Here is a 16406-nt window from a genome sequence, read left to right on the forward strand (position 1 = left end):
CCCGCCTGCCCCTAGCATGACCTCCAAAGCGCCGGACCAAGGCGCGATGGAGGATGACCGATGGTAACGATCGCCAGGGCCGCGCCCTATCCGCAACATGCCGATCCCGGCGAGAAGATGACGGCATTCCAGATCGCGGCGATCGGGGTCTGCGTGCTGATCAATGCGCTGGACGGGTTCGACGTCCTGGCGATAGCCTTCACCGCCCCTGCCATCTCGCGCGAGTGGGGCCTTTCGCCGACGCAGATCGGCGGGCTGTTCAGCGCGGGCCTGGCCGGGATGGGCATCGGCGCCTTCACCATCTCTCCACTGGGAGACAAGCTGGGGCGTCGCCCGGCGATCCTGTTCTGCCTGGCGCTGCTCACCATCGGCATGGCCAGTTCCGCCCTGACTGACAGCCTGCAATCGCTGGCGCTGACCCGCGTCGTCACCGGGCTGGGCATCGGCGGGATTCTTGCCAGCATCAACACGGTCGTGGCGGAATATGCCTCTGCGCGGCGGCGCAGCCTGGCGATATCGTGCATGGCGCTAGGCTATCCGGTGGGCGCGACGATCGGCGGCCTGGCGGCGGTGCCGCTGATCGAATCCTTCGGATGGCGCGCGGTCTACGTGCTGGGCGCAGCCGCAGCGGCCGTGCTCATCCCGCTGGTGCTCTGGCTCCTGCCGGAATCGATCCAGTTCCTGACCGCGCGGCGCCCTGCGGGAGCGCTGGACAAGATCAACCGCGTGCGCGCCCGCCTGAACCAGATGCCGCTCGCCGTGCTGCCCGAACCCGCAAAGGACGCCCGAGCCCGCGAAGGCAGCATCGCCGACCTGTTCCGGGGGGAGATGCTGAAGTCGACCGTGCTGGTCCTGCTGCTCAACATCTGCGTCATGGCGACGGTCTACTTCACGATCAGCTGGACGCCCAAGATCCTGTCCGAGCTCGGCTTCAGCGACAGCATCGGCATCTATGCCTCGCTGATGATGAACGTGGCGGGCGCGATCGGCTGCCTGCTGTTCGGGCTGATGGCCAACCGCTTCGGCCTGCGCAACCTTTCCGCCGTCGTCTTCCTCGGCATGGCGCTGGCCCTTGCCGCCTTCGGCCTTGCACCGGCGCAGGCGGGCATGCTGATCGTGACCGCTTTCGTGGCGGGCTTCTTCCTCAACACCTCGATCACCTGCCTCTACACGATCCTGCCGCAAGTCTTCCTGCCCGCCACCCGCGCCACCGGAACCGGGATCGGGCTGGGCGGCGGACGGATCGGCGCCGTGCTCGGCCCCTATCTGGCGGGCATGCTCATCGACGGCGGCTGGAGCCGCGCGGCCTATTGCATCGCGTTGGCCGTGCCGATGCTGCTGGCACTGACGATCCTGACGGCCCTGCCCTCGTTCAGGAGGGAAGCGGCATGATCATTGGGCCGGAATGTTCATCTTCAGCGGGATCGAGAAATCCAGCCAGAAGGACGTGCCCTTGAGGCGGTTGGTGGTGTCCACTTCCTGAAGGACGCGCGCGCGAAACGTGGCCGGGCTCCTGCCCATGGTCACGTTGAGCGCGGCGGTTCCGCCAACCCCCACCGCCTCGCCCTTGAACGGGCCGAGCGGGCCTTTGTCCCCCGTCACCTGCTTGAGGTAGTAGCCCTGCACACCCAGCGAGAAGGCAGGGGAGAGCGCCTTTTCCACGGCCGCTTCGGCGTGGAATTCGTTGCCGCTGTCGTAGTCGGTCGTGCGGTTCTTGCCGTTGTAGGTATATCCGGCCTTGCCCGAGATATCCCAGCCCGACTTGGTATCGTGCCAGCTCAGGGCCAGCGAACCGTCGGCAGCCCAGCGGTGGAACGAGAGATTGGCCAATTGCCCTTCGCGATAATGGCCCACCGGCACGTTGACCATGCTCGAAACCTGGACATGGAACTTCTCGCCATGCCAACCCATCATGACGAGGCCCACCGGATCGCCGACCGTAAGCGTGGAATCGCGCCGGGACGCGGAAAGGGCCGGTCCGCCCGGTCTGGTCAGGACCGCCTCCACATCCAGCATCGGCGCGCCGAGCGGCATGATCGCGCCCACGGCCAGCGTGCCGCCCAGGAATTTGGTCGAAGGGACGAAGAGCAGCGTTTCGAAATCCGCCACGATCGTCGCGTCCAGACCGGCGACCACCCTGCCGTTGAGCGGAAACTCGCGGGAACGCCCGGCATCGCCGTCATAGACGTAGATCGTCTTGTCGTAGAAGATGCCCTCGACGGGGGGCATCACCGCCGCCCCCGGTCCGCCCGATCCCAGCAGATAGAGCGAGGCCGCCCCATCGGTGGCCTGCGCGGGCGCAGCGCAACAGAGGCCGAGAATTCCGCCTGCCGCGCAAAGCATGACCTTTTTCATGACTCGTCTCGCCTGACTGCTGCAACGAGCCTGAAAATATCGACGAATTCCGGCACAATATTATTGGGGAAATCCCCGAGGTCGCCCCGGAATGCTGCCCGCCATGCTGCCAGGAGGCTTCCCGCGCCTTATTCGGCGACGTTTTCCGCCGCGCGAAACCGGTTCTGCGCCGCCAGCCTGATCCCGGCATTGGGGGCGCCATATCCGGCGTAAGTGCCGCCGCGCTCGACGAATTCGAAGAAGAACAGCTTGTCGAAGGCACGGCTGTAGAGCTGGCGATAGGGATTGCCCGAGGCATCCTCGTCATAGAGGATGCCCGCCGTTTCCATCCGCGCCGCGATCCGTCCGTCGAAGCCGAAGCGGGCGACCAGGTCGTCATAGTAGTTCGCCGGGATATCGAGCATCGCCGCCCCGCGCGCACGGACGATCGTGGCGGTGGCGAGCAGGTCCTCGCTGGCCAGCGCGACATGCTGGAAGCCGCCGCCCAGCCCCTGCGCCAGGAAGCGCGAGGACAAGGTCTCGCGCGCGTCCGAGGCATTGAGGGTCAGGCGGAAGCTCCCGTCCGGCGATTGCAAAGCCTGGCTATGGACCAAGCCGGAAGGGTCGATCACGTCGTTGGCATCGCGCCCTTCCAGGCCGAAGAGCGCGCGCCAGTAAAGCTGCCAGGAGAGGAACTCGTCATTGTGGACCACGGCGGCCAGGTGATCGATCGAACGGGCGCCTGCATCGTCGGTCAGGTCTTCCACCGGCACGGCCTCGAACTCGCGCGCCCAGAGCGCCTCGGCGCCGTCGTCCTCGACCAGATAGACAAGGCTGCCGCCCACGCCGCGCAAGGCGGGCATGGCCATGCGGCCGGGGCGGCCTTCCGGGCTATAGGCGCGGATGCCGAGCGCGGCGGCGCGCTCCATCACGGCGGCGGCATCCTTCACCCGCACGCCGATCGCGCAGATCGAGGTGCCGTGAACGATGCGATAGGACTTGGCGAAACCCTTCGGCTCGGCATTGATCACGAGGTTGACGTTGCCCTGACGCCAGCGCGTGACCTTCTTGGTGCGATGCGTGCCGATATGCGCAAAGCCGAGCGCGGCGAAAGTCTCGCCCAGCCTCGGCACGTCCTCGCCGGTGGCGGTGAACTCGACGAATTCGGCGCCGAGCGGCGGCTGCGGTGCGGGCATCGCGGCGGGCCGGTCCAGCAGTCGCAAGGCGGCATCGCGGACATATTCGAGCGACCGGTGCCCGTCCTGCGCGACGAGGCGCGAGGATATCGAGCGGAAACGGTCGTTGAAGATCTCCAGCGATAGCGGCCCTTCGTAGCCGGTGCGCAGGATCTCGGCGACGTAGCCCGGCAGGTCGAGACCGCCCTGCCCCGGCAGGTTGCGAAAATGGCGGCTCCAGTAGAGCAGGTCCATGTCCAGCAGCGGCGCGTCGGCAAGCTGGACGTAGACGATCTTGTCGCCCGGAATCTCGCGGATGCTTTCATTGGGAATGCGGCGCGAAAGCGAGTGGAAGCTGTCGAGAATGATGCCGATGGCGGGATGATCCACCGCCTTCACGATCGACCAGACATCGCGGTGGTCGTTGACGTGGCGGCCCCAGGCCAGCGCCTCGTAGCCGACCCGGATGCCGCGCGCCGCAGCCCGGTCGCCCAGCTCGCGGAAATCGTCGACGATGCGCTGCCGATCGCCCAGCGCATGGGGCGAGCAGTTGGAGCAGACGAGAATTCGGTCCGTGCCGAGTTCGCCCATCAGATCGAACTTGCGCTCGGCCCGGTCCATGGCGCGGGCGCGCATCTCGCCGGGCATGCCTTCGAAATCGCGGAAAGGCTGGTAGAGCGAGCAATGGATGCCGAGATCGCCCATCAAAGCGCGCACTTCACGCGGGCTGAGGGCGGAACCGATCAGGTCGTTCTCGAAGATCTCGACACTGCCGAACCCGGCATCGGCCGCCGCCTTCAGCTTTTCCTCCAGGGTGCCGCGCAGCGAGACGGTGGCGATGGCATTCGACGGAGCCATGGCAAAGCCGGAGGGAGCAGTATTGGAAGAGCTGGGCATGGCGCGAATTCCCGGAACTGTGATCCTGGGAATATCGCTCTCACGGGGGCTGGATTGAAGCCGGTTCGATGCACTCGCCCATGCCATGTTGTTATGGACAAGGCAGGTCGAGGCCGATTCAGTATCGACTGAGCAGACGGTCAACGCTGGCATGGGCCTTGTGCCCGTCCTTGCATTCGCCGGTCTCTTCCTCGAGCAGCCTGCGCAGCCGTTCGATCTCCTCGACGCTGAGATGCTCGATGCCGATGAAATCGTCCCGCGCGGTTTCCAGCGCGCGCAGCAGTTCGTCCAGCTTTGCCTGGAACGCCGCGGCATCGCGGTTCTGGCTGTTCTGGATCAGGAACACCATCAGGAAGGTGACGATGGTGGTGCCGGTATTGATCACCAGCTGCCATGTGTCCGACCACTGGAAGATCGGGCCGGACACCGCCCATATGGCCACCACGGCCAGGGCGATGATGCAAGTCTGGGCCTTCCCGGCCGCACCGGCAATGAAATTGGCAAAGGCGGTGAACGACTTGCGCATGAAGGGCCTCCGGCTTGAGCCTGGGAGAAACGCCCAGGGTTCGGCAGGCGTTCCCTCCCCGGCGCCTGCCTGAACATCCCAACCGAAGCGGTGGTTTTACCGTCTGGCAAGTTCCCCGCACTAGAGGCATGGAGACGAGCGAGGCCTGCCGCGCCGGAATCGGCCCGAAATCAACCCCGAATCAACTGGGTCAGGGGCAGGATCACGAACGATGCGTATAGCGACGATCACCAACTGGGCCTACGGGGCAACGGTCTGCCTGACGATCGCGGCCGGCATCACCATGGTCATGGCGTCCAGTGCCGACCGGCTGGAACGCGACGCCGTGCGCCAGCGCGACCTGTTCGACCAGCTTTCGTTCGAGGTGGAAAACGACGAGGCGCAGTTGACCGACCAGGCGCGCCTGGCGGCAGTGACCGGCGACCCCAGCCACGAGATCGCTTATAACCACACGCTGGCGGCGATCGGCTCGGTAGAGAAGCGCCTCGGCCGGTTGAAGGACAACGGCGCCAAGGAAGAGGAACTCCACTCCCTGGAAGAAGGGCTGCGCTGGGCGCAGACGCTTCAGGACGAGCAGCAGGCCGCCATCGCCGCCGCCCGGCGCGGAGACCGGGACACGGCCTACAAGATCATCTTCGGCGCCGAATACGAACGCGAGCTGGAACGCACCCATTTCCTGCTCGGCCGCTTCCGCTACATGCTGGACCAGCGCTCCGACCGCGCCATCGAGGAAGCCAGCCGCGCATCCCAGCGGCTGCGCACGGTTTCGGAAGTGATGGTTGCGATCACCGCCGTCTTGTTCCTGTTCGTGCTGGGCTTCGTGCTGAAGCGCCGCATCCTCAAGCCGGTGGTGAAACTCAGCGACGTCGTCAACCGGCTGGCCGACCAGGACTATGCCGTGGAGCCGCCCCAGCTCTCGCAGATCGACGAGATCGGCGACATGGCCCATGCCATCCGCATCTTCCGCGAGAACGGCATAGAACGCCAGCGGCTGGAGCGTGAGCGCGATGCCGACTGGCACGTGCGCGACCTGCTGGCCCGCATGACGCAGCGCCTGCAAGGCTGCGAATCCGTGGCCGACCTGTTCGAAGTGGTGCGCCTTTTCGCGCCGCGCATCGCCCCCGATCTCGCCGGGCGGCTCTACACGCTCGACACCCGGCTGGGCATGATGGCCTGCGCCTCGGAATGGCAATCCGGCAGCGGCCAGCCTCTGGGCGGCAGCGACGCCGCCTTCACGCCGGACGATTGCTGGGCCTTGCGGCGGGGGCAGGCGCATATGCCGGGCGGCGATCTGGTGGACGTGCCCTGCAAGCACATCCCGCCGGAAAGCGCCTGTGCCGCCGTCTGCGTGCCCCTGACCGCCCAGGGCGAGACGATCGGCCTGCTGGTGCTGGAGAACATGGCCGGCGCGCGCGGCCCTGGAGAGAATACCAAGGTCTACATCGAACTCATGTCCGAAACGGTCGGACTGGCGCTCGCCAATCTCAAGCTGCGCGACGCGCTCCACGAAAAGGCGCTGTTCGATGCCCTCACCGGCCTGCGCAACCGGCACGAACTGGCCGATACCCTGCGCCGCAACCTGGCCCAGGCGGACGCCTCGAAAACACCGCTGGCCTGCCTCATGGTCGATATCGACCATTTCAAGCAGCTCAACGACCGCTACGGCCACGATGCCGGGGATCTCACCATCCGCTCCGTCGCGGGCGCGCTGGACAATGCAGTGAGCGAGGACGGGATCGCCTTTCGCTATGGTGGCGAGGAATTCCTGCTGCTGCTCCCCGCCTGCGACGAGGAGCATGCGCGGGAACGCGCGCGCCTGATCCAGGAACGCATCACCGGCATGACCCTGGTGCATGACGGCACCCCGCTGGGCCCGATCACGGTATCCATCGGCATCGCCATCTACCCCGATCACGGCCCCGCACACGGGCTGATCGGCACCGCCGATGCCGCGCTTCTCCGCGCGAAGGATGAAGGCCGCAACCGCATCGTGGTCGCCGCCAGCCGCCGCGATATCGGCACCGCATCGGCGGCAATGGGTTAGGCATGGACGGACCGATATTCAGTTCAGGTGGAACCGAGAAGCGTGATTTCCGAGCATCGCAGCGCAGCGGACTTTCGGTCCGTGAGCACCGAAGCCCAAAGGCACTGGTTGCAAATTGCGCTTCGCAGGCCCGCATGAGCTGAATATCGGTCCGTCCTAGTAGAGGTTGTCCTTGTAGTCCTGGGCCAGCCCCTTCTTCACCATTTCGGAGGCGCCGGGCACCGAAAGGCTGGCGCGGGCAAGCTTGGCGGCGAGGCCCTTGGTCCTGTTCAGCTTGATGTGATCGACGAAAAGCCGGGCCGGATCGATGTCGCTGCTCGTCCCCAGCGGCCAGAGACCCGCGCGCTCCAGTGCGGCACTGGTGCGCAGGACGATCTCCTCCACCTCCACCCGGACGGCCAGGGCCGGAACCTTGCCCTGCACTGCGAAGCGCGCCCGCTCCGCCTCATCGGTGGAAAGGGCGGCGCGGCCCTGCACCATGGCCACGCGCGTCGAGCCGGGCACCAGCAGCGCCATGGCCAGCGCGGGCTGCTGCACGATGTTGCGAAAACTGTCGACCCGGCGATTGCCCGGCCGATCCGCAAACCACAGCAGATCTTCCCTGTCCCCTGCATCCAGCCGCGCGAGCGATCCGGCCGGGTCGCCCTTCGGGCTGAGGTCCGCGCGGCCTTCGCGGCTGACCGTGGCCAGCGCCAGAAACCGGCTTTCCGCGACGAACCCGGCCGCCTCATCCGCTGCCGTAACCGGTTCCGCCGACCAGAGCCGGGAACGGATCAGGGCCTTGGCGCAGTGGCCGTAGCATTCCTCGACGGCGACATGCAGCACACCGTCTGCGACCGCGCGCACCCGCCCGTTGACCCGCAAGGTCTCGCCGATGCCCGGCAGGAGAAACAGCGAACCGAACGACTGGCCGGGTCGCGGGAGCTCAGGATCGTCTAGCAGATCCAGCGGCACCCGCAACGCCTTGCCCTCGCCAGCAGCGAAGCCCGCGCTGCCGCCCGCCAGAGTCACCCGAACGCACGCAGCGTCTTCGCCCATTTCGGCGCCCGTTTCTGCGCCCATTTCTGCAAAAGTGGCGAACATCAGCGGCGACTGCCCGATCCAGCGAAGCGCGCCTGCGTCGAGATGGTCGATGTCTTTGAGGAACATCTGCGGCGGCGTCTGGCCGATCACGGCCTCAAGACCGGCGATTGTATCGATGAAGGGACCGCTCATCCCGATCTCCTGATGCACCGGCTCAAGCTGCAAGCCATTGCTTTGTCGAACGCCATGCCTAAGATATTTGCGAACGATTCGCAAATAAAGTATGGAAATGGCAGAAGCCTACAAAGTCAGCGACTGGAGCGGGGCCAATGGCGCGCACTGGGTTTCCAATCAGGTCCGCCTCGATGCCATGCTGGACGTCTTCGGCGCCGAGGCCCTTGCCGCCGCCGCGCCCCGCGAAGGGGAGCGGGTGCTGGACATCGGCTGCGGCGCGGGGGCGAGCAGCTTCGCGCTGGCGGCAAAGGTCGGCGCTTCGGGCCATGTCCTGGGCGTCGATATCTCCGCCCCGCTCTTGGAACGGGCGCGGCTGATCGCGCCCACCGGCGCGCCGCTCGCCTTCGAACTGGCCGACGCCGGGGGAGCGGCATTGCCGCAGGCCGCGTTCGACCTGCTGTTTTCCCGCTTCGGCGTCATGTTCTTCACGGATCCGACCGCCGCATTCACCCATATGCGCAAGGCGCTGAAGCCGGGGGGCCGCCTTTCCTTCGTCTGCTGGCGGGGTGCGGCCGAGAACGACTGGGTCCGGCTACCGATGGGCGCGATCAAGGGCATGATACCGGATGTTCCGCCGCCCAACGCGGAAGCGCCCGGCCCTTTCTCCTTCGGCGACCAGGCCCGGATCGAGCTTATCCTTGGTGCTGCCGGTTTCACGGACATTGCGGTGCTGCCCTTCGACCACGACATCCCCTTCGGTCACGGCAATACCCGCGAGGCCGCGCTGGACGATGCCGTGGCCATGGCTTTCGAGGTCGGCCCGCTATCGCGCGCGCTAGCCGACCAGCCGCAGGAGATCCGCGCCCGCGCCGCCATCGCCGTGCGCAAGGCTTTCGCGCAGCGCCCCGGCGAGAATGCCGTGATGATCGACGGCGCGGCCTGGATCGTGACCGCGCTTAGTCCAGCCTCCTAGACCGAGACCGCTGCCGAAACCCGCCCTGCTTCTCCGAATACGCGCAGATAGCGCTGGATCTCGGCCGCGTCGCCGGTCGCCTTGGCCGGGTTGTCCGACAGCTTCACGGCCGGGCGCCCGTTGGCGGAGACGACCTTGCAGACCAGCGAGATCGGATCGAGGTCGGCCGTCTCGAACGGCGCGCAGCCGCGGAAGTCGTTGGTGAGGTTGGTGCCCCAGCCGAAGCTCATGCGCACCCGGCCGTGGAAGTGGCGATAGGTCGCCTCGATGCTGTCGATATCCATCCCGTCGGAAAAGATCAGCAGCTTGGTCCTGGGATCGCGGCCCTTTTCGCGCCACCAGCGGATGATCTGCTCGCCCCCTTCGATCGGCGGCGCGCTGTCAGGGCGGAAGCCGGTCCAGTCCGCCACCCAGTCCGGCGCGCGTTCGAGAAACGCCGTCGTGCCGAAGGCGTCGGGCAGCACCACGCGCAAGTTTCCGGCGTAGTGATCGCTCCAGTCCTTGAGCACGCGGTAGGGCGCCTGCCGCAGTTCCTCGTCGTTTTCGGCCAGGGCGGCCAGCACCATCGGCAATTCGTGGGCATTGGTGCCGATCGCCTCCAGATCGGCATCCATGGCCAGCAGGACGTTGGAAGAACCGATGAAGCGGCTGCCCAGCCCTTCCTTCAGTGCCTCCACGCACCAGCGCTGCCACAGGAAACCGTGGCGGCGCCGGGTGCCGAAGTCCGACAGCACGAGGTCGGGAAGCTGGGCGAGCCGCTCCACCTTCTCCCACAGCTTGGCCTTGGCGCGGGCATAGAGCACGTCCAGCGCGAAGCGTCCCCGGTCCTTCAGCGCCGCGCGCGAACGCAGTTCGTTGACGATGGCGAGCGCGGGAATCTCCCACATCATCGTATGGGTCCACGGCCCTTCGAAGCGCAGTTCGTACTGGCCGTCCACTTTGTGCAGCTCGTATTCGGGCAGGCGGAAATCGGCCAGCCAGGCGATGAAATCCGGGCTGAACATCTGCGCCTTGCCATAGAAGCTGTTGCCGGCCAGCCAGATCAGCTCCTTCTTGCCGAAGCGCAGCGAACGGGCATGGTCGAGCTGGGCGCGCAGTTCGGCCTCGTCGATCACTTCGGCCAGCCGCACCGACCTTGAGCGGTTGATCAGCTCGAAAGTCGCCTGCACATCGGGATAGAGGTGCCGCACCATCTGCAGCATCAGCAGCTTGTAGAAATCCGTATCGAGCAGGCTGCGCACGATCGGATCGAGCCGCCAGTTGTGATTGTAGGTGCGGGTTGCGATATCCGTGTAGACCATGACCCTAGTCTTAGGACGATCTCGAGCGATGACAAACCGTGCAGCACTGGAACTTTCGGCAACGCCGCTTCCGGTTTCCGGCAGAAGGCGGTTCGTCGTGGTCGTGGACATGCAAGGCGATTTCGTCCACCCCTCCGGCGCACTGCCGGTTCCGGGCGCCGAGGCGATAGTCGGGCCGATGCAGCAATGGCTTGCCGGACTCGATCCGGCGACCACAGCGGGCGTGCTCCTGACTTTCGACAGCCACGTGCCGGAAATCTATGCCCGCTCGCCGGAAAGCGAGGCCTTTCCGCTCCACTGCGTGCGCGGCACGGCGGGCTGGGAAAGCGTGCTCGATATCGGCGCGATCGCCCCCGCCATCCCGGTCCATGCCCTGCACAAGGGCGTGTTCGACATGTGGGCAGAGCCTGGCCTGACGGTGCATCCGCTGCGGGAATACAGCAGCGGAGGCGACATCGACCGCGAGGCATTCTTCGCAGGACTTCTCGCTAGGGGCGTGCGCGAAGTCACCGTCGTCGGCGTCGCGGCCGATTTCTGCGTGAAATGGGCGATCGAAGGCCTGCTGGCGCGCGGCTTCCGCGTCGAACTGCCCGCCATGCTGACGCGCGGGATCGGCATGGATGCGCAGGCCGTGGTTACGCAGCTGGCCCAATCGGTGCCTTAAAGGCGTATCGACATTCAGTTCAGGTGGAGCCGAGAAGCGTGATTTCCGAGCATCGGAGCGCAGCGGACTTTCGGTCCGTGAGCACCGAAGCACAGGACATCGCGCTTCGCAGGCCCGCATGGGCTGAATGTCGATCCGCCTTAGGTTCGCAGGACGAAGGGTATCTCTACCAGCCCCCTCACCATCACCGGCGCGCCGTCGCGCTTGGTGGGCATCCATTTCCAACGGCGGACGGAGGACAACGCCGCCTTGTCGAGCCTGTCGAAGCCGCTGCTTCGCGAGACCGAGATATCCGCCACCGCGCCGTCGATGCCGAGGATGACCATCAGAACCACGGTGCCCTGCTCGTGCTTGCGGCGCGATTCCAACGGATAGCGCGGCGGCTCGGCGGAGATCATCTTGGAAGAGAGGTCCCCCGCATTCTCGATGCGCGGCGCCGGTGCCACGGCCACGCCCTGGGTCTGCGGCGCGGGCGGGCCGGGGATCGCCACTTGCACGACCGGCGGCTCGGGCGAGGTGCTGACCGTGGCGGGGGCCGTGGTCAGCACGATCGGCGGCGGCGGCGCGACCACCGGGGAGACCGGCTGCACCGTCTGCTTCACCGGCTGGGGCTGAGGCTGGATCTTCGGCGGCGGCGGGGGTTTGAGCTGCTGAAGGTCTGCCACTACCAGCCGCTTGCGGGCCTCGCGGTGCGCATTCACGATATTGAGCGCGAGCATGGAGGCGATCATCCCGCCGACGATCGCCGCCGCCGCCAGCATCGCCGCCACGTTGGGCCTGCGGCTTTCGCCATAGCGCGAACCCGCCCAGGGAGCCGGAACGGCGACGGCTTCGGCCGAGCCGCGCGCCGATATCAGCGTTTGGGACGGGAAGCCGACCGGCTTCGACAATGGGCGATCCGGCGCGATGTCGTCCGCGTGGTGGATGGTGGCGTACATGGTCAAGCGCTCGAACCCCAGAAGGCCGCCCTGTCGGCCAAGGCTAATGCGAGTCATTCGCATAGCCCAGACTTCCTTTCTGGTCGAGTGCGAATCGCCACCGCTCCGGCGGATTCGTGGGCTATTCGGGAGGATCTGCCCGCCCCGTGCCAGACCCTTTCGCAGGCCCCTCATTTCCCCAGTATTTCTGCGCGTTTCGCATGTGCGACTCCGGCGCAATAAAGCGCCCTGCGCGCTCGCGGTGATTGCGATTGAGACGAAGTTGCAATAATTGCGCGCGATGGCCCTGCCGATTTCGCCCAATCTCCTCGTCACCTTGGCCCTGCTGCTCAAGACCAAGAGCGTCAGCGGCACTGCCCTTGCGCTCGGCGTAAGCCAGCCGAGCGTGAGCCGGTCGCTATCCCAGCTGCGCACGGCGCTGAAGGACCCGCTGCTGGTGCGCTCCGGCAGCGGCATGGCCCGCACCCACCGGGGTGAGGAACTGGTCGAGCGTCTGGCCGACTGGATGGTGACGACATCGGCCCTGCTGGTGGAGGAAAGCTTCGATCCGGCCCGCGTCGAACGCCGCTTCCGCGTGGCCACCACCGATTTCGGCGTCATGTCCGTGCTGCTGCCTGCCATGGCCGCCTTGCGCGAAGAAGCGCCTGCGATCGCCATCGATATCGTGCCGCTGAGCCACGCCACCCACCGCGCCCTGGCCGAGGGCGAGGTGGACCTGGCGATCTCCGGGCTGGATCACGACCCTTCGCAGCTGCACCGGGCCTTGCTGTTCGAGGACGAATTCCTCTGCGTCACCCGCGCCGACCATCCTTTGGCCGGAAGCGACGAACGGGTGCCGGTGGCGGATTTCCTGGCCCATCCGCACCTCGGCATTACCGTCAGCGAGGCGGAACTGGACCGGGTGACGATGACCCTGGGCGCCGCGGCTGCCACGCGGAAGGTCGCCGCGAGCCTGCCCTATTTCGGCCTGGCCCCGGCCATGCTGGCGGCAGGCGATCTCGTCATGGTCATGCCCTCGCGCGCGGCCGCCCATTTCGACGCGCGCCACGGCCTGGCCACGCGTCCTGCCCCGGCGGAACTCGGCCTGCTGCAATACTGGCTGCTCTGGCACGAGCGCAGCCACCGCGACCCCGCCTCACGCTGGCTGCGGGAGCGGCTGGCACGGATCTGCCGGAGCGCGGTTCCAGACGCGATTCCTGAATAGTCGATATTCGATCTTGATTGTTGGCCTTCGGCTAACCCCCCGCCAATGGCGCTACTGCAAAGCATTCGCATTAGTATTCCAAAGGGGGAATCGTGATCAACAAGTTCAAGCTGCGCGCAGGCGCGGCTACCCTGAGTCTCGCCGTAAGCATGGCGGGCAGTTTCGTAGCACCCGCACAGGCGGAAGAAGCCGCTGAAGGCACCGGCGCCTCCACCATCGTCGTCACCGCCACCAGCCGCGAGCAGGAAGTGAAGGACGCACCGGCTTCCATCAGCGTCATCACCCGCGAGGAGCTGGAACGCCTGCCCTATCGCGAAGTGACCGACGCGCTGATGGAGATCCCGGGCGTTACCGTCACGCCCGGTGAGGGCAACAGCCGCGATATCTCGATCCGCGGCATGTCGCCGCAGTACACGCTGATCCTGGTCGACGGGAAGCGCCTGAACAGCCGCGAAACCCGCACCAACGGCGGCAACAACTCGGAGGGCGGCATGCTGCCCCCGCTGGAATCGATTGAACGCATCGAAGTGGTGCGCGGCCCGATGTCCTCGCTCTACGGTTCCGATGCCATGGGCGGCGTCGTCAACGTCATCACCCGCCGCATCGCCAGCGAATGGCGCGGCAGCGTGCGCGTGAACGGCACGATGCAGCTCGGCAGCGACTACGGCAATTTCTACGACGGCAACTTCTACCTCTCCGGCCCGCTGACCAAGGGCGTGGGACTTCAGTTGCAAGGCTCGCTCAATCGCCGCAGCGAGGATCGCGTCGTCGGCGGCACGCCCGAGCGCAAGGATGAGAGCCTGGGCGGCAAGATCGGCTTCTCCGCCGGTCCCGACCACGACTTCCTTGTCGAGGGTGGTTTCTACCGCCAGGAAGTGACCGCAACGGCGGGCAAGACCGTGGAAGTGACCGCGACCGTTCCCGAAGGCACTCTCAACACCCAGACCCAGGAACGCTATGTCGCCGCGCTCAGCCACTCGGGCCGCTGGGGCTTCGCCAATTCGGAAAGCTACGTCCAGTACGAAGACGCCAAGAACCTCGAAACCACCAAGCGGATCAAGAACACCGTCGCCCAGTCGATCTGGTCGGTGCAGCTGCCTTCCAACATGCTCAGCCTCGGCGGTTTCTTCCGTAACGAAGACCTGACGGACACGGTCGGCAATCTGCTGCCGGGCTCTACCCGCGGCGGCGCCAGCCGCACCAACTGGGCGCTGTTCGCCGAGAACGAGCTGTCGATCCTCGACAGCCTGCGCCTGACCGGCGGCATCCGCATGGACAATGACGAACAGTACGGCAACCACTGGACCCCGCGTGTCTACCTCGTCTGGAACACCACCGAGCGCCTCACCCTGAAGGGCGGCTACTCGCAGGGCTTCCGCGCACCGAACCTGCGCCAGACCCTGCCCGACTGGGGCCAGGCCAGCCGCGGCGGCACGATCTACGGCAACCCCGACCTCGAAGCGGAAACCTCGCGCACGATCGAGGCGGTGGCCATGTACGAAGGCAAGGGCTTCGAGGCCAGCCTGACCGCCTACGACACCCGCTTCAACGACAAGATCACGCGCCTGACCTGCGAACAGGCCGGGGCCTGGTGCGTCGACGAGCCGCTCAGCTCGATCGGCCGTCCGCCGACGACTTACGTGAACGTCGACAAGGCGAAGGTACGCGGTATCGAGGCCACCGTCTCGCTCGACCTCACCCGGACCCTGCGCGTCAACGCCACGGGCACGCTGACGGATTCCAAGCAGCTTACCGGCGCCAGCGCGGGCATGGCGCTCAACGACACGCCCAAGCAGCAGGCCAGCGCCTCGCTGAACTGGCGTCCCGACGATCGCCTCAGCATGTACGCCCGCGCCGTCTATCGCGGCGAGGAAGCCGTGACCGAGGCGCAGATCAGTGGCAACAACCTTGTCGTCGAATCCTACACGACCGTCGATCTCGGCGGATCGTACAAGGTTTCGCCCGGCTTCACGTTCCACGCCGGCGTGCAGAACCTGTTCGACAAGCGCCTGGACTACGAAGAGGCCGGCTACATGATCGACCCGGCCCGCGTCTGGATGGGCGTGACCGCCCGCTTCTGATCTCAACGAGGCGCCCCGGCAGGTCCGGGGCGCCTTTTTCTTCTAGGCCTTTTTCTTCTAGGATTGCCATGACCATTCGCACGCTTCTGCTGGCGGGCCTTGCCCCTGCGACACTTGCCGCCGCGCTCGTCACCCCGGCCCATGCGCACCGCGCCTGGCTGCTGCCTTCCACCACCACGCTGTCCGGCACCGGGCAGGTCGTCTCCGTGGACGCGGCTGTCTCCAACGACCTGTTCCACCCCGACCATGTCGCCCTGAAGACCGACCAAATCACCGTCGAGGCGCCCGACGGCAGCAAGGGCCTGATCGAGAATGCCGCGACAGGCCGCCACCGCTCCACGTTCGACGTGACGATCGACAAGCCCGGCACCTGGAAGATCGGCACCAGCCGCACGGCCTATGCCGGAACCTTCATGCTGAACGGCGAGGAATGGCGCGTCGGCGGCCGTCCTCCCCGCCCCGCCAAGCCCGGCACGCCCAAGCCCAGCACGGGCGCGCCGCCGGTCCGCCGCGTCGCGGGCCTTGCCGATATTCCGGCCGGGGCGACCCAGGTGAAGCTGGCGGAAGTGCTTTCCACCAATGCCGTCTTCGTCACCGCCGATGCGCCCACGAAAACCGTGTTCACCAGCGGCAAGGGTCTGGAACTCGATCCCATCACCCACCCCAGCGCGCTCGTTTCCGACGAGGAAGCGCGTTTCCGCTTCCTGATCGACGGCAAGCCCGCAGGAGGCGTGAAAGTCACGCTGGTGCCGGGCGCCAAGAAGTTCCGCGAGGCCGAACAGGCGCAGGAACTCGTGACCGACGCCCAGGGCCTGCTGACGGTAAAGTGGCCGCTCGCGGGCATGTACTGGCTGAGCGCCGCCGCCAGCGACACGAAGCCTTCCGAACGCCGCGCGCAGGAACGCCGCATGACTTACGTCACCACGCTGGAAGTCGTGGCCCCCTGATCCGAAAAGCGGTCACCGGGGTTCCACGCGAACCCCGGTGACTGTTTGAAAATTCGCAGTATGCGAATTTTGCGGCACCGGCCCTCGCCCCCACCCTACCACCCATCGGTAGTATCCTGCGGGTG

At 66.4% G+C, this 16406-nt stretch carries 13 protein-coding genes; 7 read left to right on the top strand and 6 right to left on the bottom strand.

Translation table 11 applies throughout. The features are described from left to right. The first annotated feature begins 60 nt into the window (after positions 1-60). Positions 61-1392: an MFS transporter gene (locus NTCA1_RS12975; RefSeq protein WP_159830842.1), complete on the top strand. Its 1332-nt coding sequence runs from the start codon at positions 61-63 to the stop codon at positions 1390-1392. Here the strand turns inward: NTCA1_RS12975 and NTCA1_RS12980 are convergent, their stop codons facing one another. The 3 genes from NTCA1_RS12980 to NTCA1_RS12990 form a co-directional block, all read right to left on the bottom strand. Next, positions 1393-2355 (bottom strand): transporter, encoded by a 963-nt coding sequence (locus NTCA1_RS12980; RefSeq protein WP_159830843.1) that lies wholly within the window; start codon positions 2353-2355, stop codon positions 1393-1395. A 128-nt stretch (positions 2356-2483) separates the two neighbouring features. Continuing rightward, positions 2484-4406, bottom strand: a complete 1923-nt coding sequence (locus tag NTCA1_RS12985) for a bifunctional sugar phosphate isomerase/epimerase/4-hydroxyphenylpyruvate dioxygenase family protein (protein ID WP_236549293.1) — start codon at positions 4404-4406, stop codon at positions 2484-2486. A gap of 118 nt (positions 4407-4524) precedes the next feature. Next, positions 4525-4932 carry a low affinity iron permease family protein gene (locus NTCA1_RS12990; protein WP_159830844.1) on the bottom strand — a complete coding sequence of 136 codons (408 nt, stop codon included), beginning with the start codon at positions 4930-4932 and terminating at the stop codon, positions 4525-4527. Positions 4933-5143: 211 nt separating this feature from the next. On the opposite strand from NTCA1_RS12990, the gene NTCA1_RS12995 reads away from it, so the two are divergent. After that, entirely contained in the window at positions 5144-6976 is a 1833-nt protein-coding gene (locus NTCA1_RS12995) for a sensor domain-containing diguanylate cyclase (RefSeq protein WP_086493108.1), read from the top strand. Between the two features lie 156 nt (positions 6977-7132). Here NTCA1_RS12995 and NTCA1_RS13000 read toward each other — a convergent pair whose 3' ends face one another. After that, positions 7133-8191, bottom strand: coding sequence for a pyridoxamine 5'-phosphate oxidase family protein (locus tag NTCA1_RS13000; protein ID WP_159830845.1), 1059 nt, complete (start codon positions 8189-8191; stop codon positions 7133-7135). A 97-nt stretch (positions 8192-8288) separates the two neighbouring features. Between NTCA1_RS13000 and NTCA1_RS13005 the strand changes: the two genes are divergently transcribed. Next, positions 8289-9146 carry a class I SAM-dependent methyltransferase gene (locus tag NTCA1_RS13005; RefSeq protein ID WP_159830846.1) on the top strand — a complete coding sequence of 286 codons (858 nt, stop codon included), beginning with the start codon at positions 8289-8291 and terminating at the stop codon, positions 9144-9146. Here NTCA1_RS13005 and pncB read toward each other — a convergent pair. Next, the gene (gene pncB, locus NTCA1_RS13010) at positions 9143-10447 is read right to left on the bottom strand and encodes a nicotinate phosphoribosyltransferase (RefSeq protein ID WP_159830847.1); all 1305 of its coding nucleotides are present in this window, start codon (positions 10445-10447) and stop codon (positions 9143-9145) included. The two genes, NTCA1_RS13005 and pncB, sit on opposite strands and share 4 nt — an antisense overlap. Positions 10448-10475: 28 nt before the next feature. Here pncB and NTCA1_RS13015 point away from each other — a divergent pair, with 28 nt between their 5' ends. Next, on the top strand, positions 10476-11111 hold the full coding sequence (locus NTCA1_RS13015; protein WP_236549294.1) for a cysteine hydrolase family protein: 636 nt from the start codon (positions 10476-10478) through the stop codon (positions 11109-11111). A 140-nt stretch (positions 11112-11251) separates the two neighbouring features. On the opposite strand, the gene NTCA1_RS13020 is transcribed toward NTCA1_RS13015, so the two are convergent. After that, a complete protein-coding gene (locus tag NTCA1_RS13020) occupies positions 11252-12106 on the bottom strand; it encodes an energy transducer TonB (RefSeq protein ID WP_159830848.1) in 855 nt (284 codons plus the stop codon). 223 nt (positions 12107-12329) lie between these two features. Between NTCA1_RS13020 and NTCA1_RS13025 the strand changes: the two genes are divergently transcribed. From NTCA1_RS13025 to NTCA1_RS13035, 3 genes are all read left to right on the top strand, one after another. Beyond that, positions 12330-13253: a LysR family transcriptional regulator gene (locus NTCA1_RS13025; RefSeq protein WP_159830849.1), complete on the top strand. Its 924-nt coding sequence runs from the start codon at positions 12330-12332 to the stop codon at positions 13251-13253. Between the two features lie 92 nt (positions 13254-13345). Further along, positions 13346-15334: a TonB-dependent receptor domain-containing protein gene (locus NTCA1_RS13030; RefSeq protein ID WP_236549295.1), complete on the top strand. Its 1989-nt coding sequence runs from the start codon at positions 13346-13348 to the stop codon at positions 15332-15334. 68 nt (positions 15335-15402) lie between these two features. Continuing rightward, positions 15403-16281, top strand: coding sequence for a DUF4198 domain-containing protein (locus tag NTCA1_RS13035; RefSeq protein ID WP_159830850.1), 879 nt, complete (start codon positions 15403-15405; stop codon positions 16279-16281). Positions 16282-16406 lie beyond the last annotated feature (125 nt).

This window comes from Novosphingobium sp. TCA1 (assembly GCF_009811895.1).
Lineage (GTDB): Bacteria > Pseudomonadota > Alphaproteobacteria > Sphingomonadales > Sphingomonadaceae > Novosphingobium > Novosphingobium panipatense_A.

Coding starts and splice junctions, on each gene's coding strand:
- NTCA1_RS12975 (WP_159830842.1), top strand. CDS start 61: ATGGTAACGATCGCCAGGGCCGCGCCCTATCCGCAACATGCCGATCCC.
- NTCA1_RS12980 (WP_159830843.1), bottom strand. CDS start 2,355: ATGAAAAAGGTCATGCTTTGCGCGGCAGGCGGAATTCTCGGCCTCTGT.
- NTCA1_RS12985 (WP_236549293.1), bottom strand. CDS start 4,406: ATGCCCAGCTCTTCCAATACTGCTCCCTCCGGCTTTGCCATGGCTCCG.
- NTCA1_RS12990 (WP_159830844.1), bottom strand. CDS start 4,932: ATGCGCAAGTCGTTCACCGCCTTTGCCAATTTCATTGCCGGTGCGGCC.
- NTCA1_RS12995 (WP_086493108.1), top strand. CDS start 5,144: ATGCGTATAGCGACGATCACCAACTGGGCCTACGGGGCAACGGTCTGC.
- NTCA1_RS13000 (WP_159830845.1), bottom strand. CDS start 8,191: ATGAGCGGTCCCTTCATCGATACAATCGCCGGTCTTGAGGCCGTGATC.
- NTCA1_RS13005 (WP_159830846.1), top strand. CDS start 8,289: ATGGCAGAAGCCTACAAAGTCAGCGACTGGAGCGGGGCCAATGGCGCG.
- pncB (WP_159830847.1), bottom strand. CDS start 10,447: ATGGTCTACACGGATATCGCAACCCGCACCTACAATCACAACTGGCGG.
- NTCA1_RS13015 (WP_236549294.1), top strand. CDS start 10,476: ATGACAAACCGTGCAGCACTGGAACTTTCGGCAACGCCGCTTCCGGTT.
- NTCA1_RS13020 (WP_159830848.1), bottom strand. CDS start 12,106: ATGACTCGCATTAGCCTTGGCCGACAGGGCGGCCTTCTGGGGTTCGAG.
- NTCA1_RS13025 (WP_159830849.1), top strand. CDS start 12,330: ATGGCCCTGCCGATTTCGCCCAATCTCCTCGTCACCTTGGCCCTGCTG.
- NTCA1_RS13035 (WP_159830850.1), top strand. CDS start 15,403: ATGACCATTCGCACGCTTCTGCTGGCGGGCCTTGCCCCTGCGACACTT.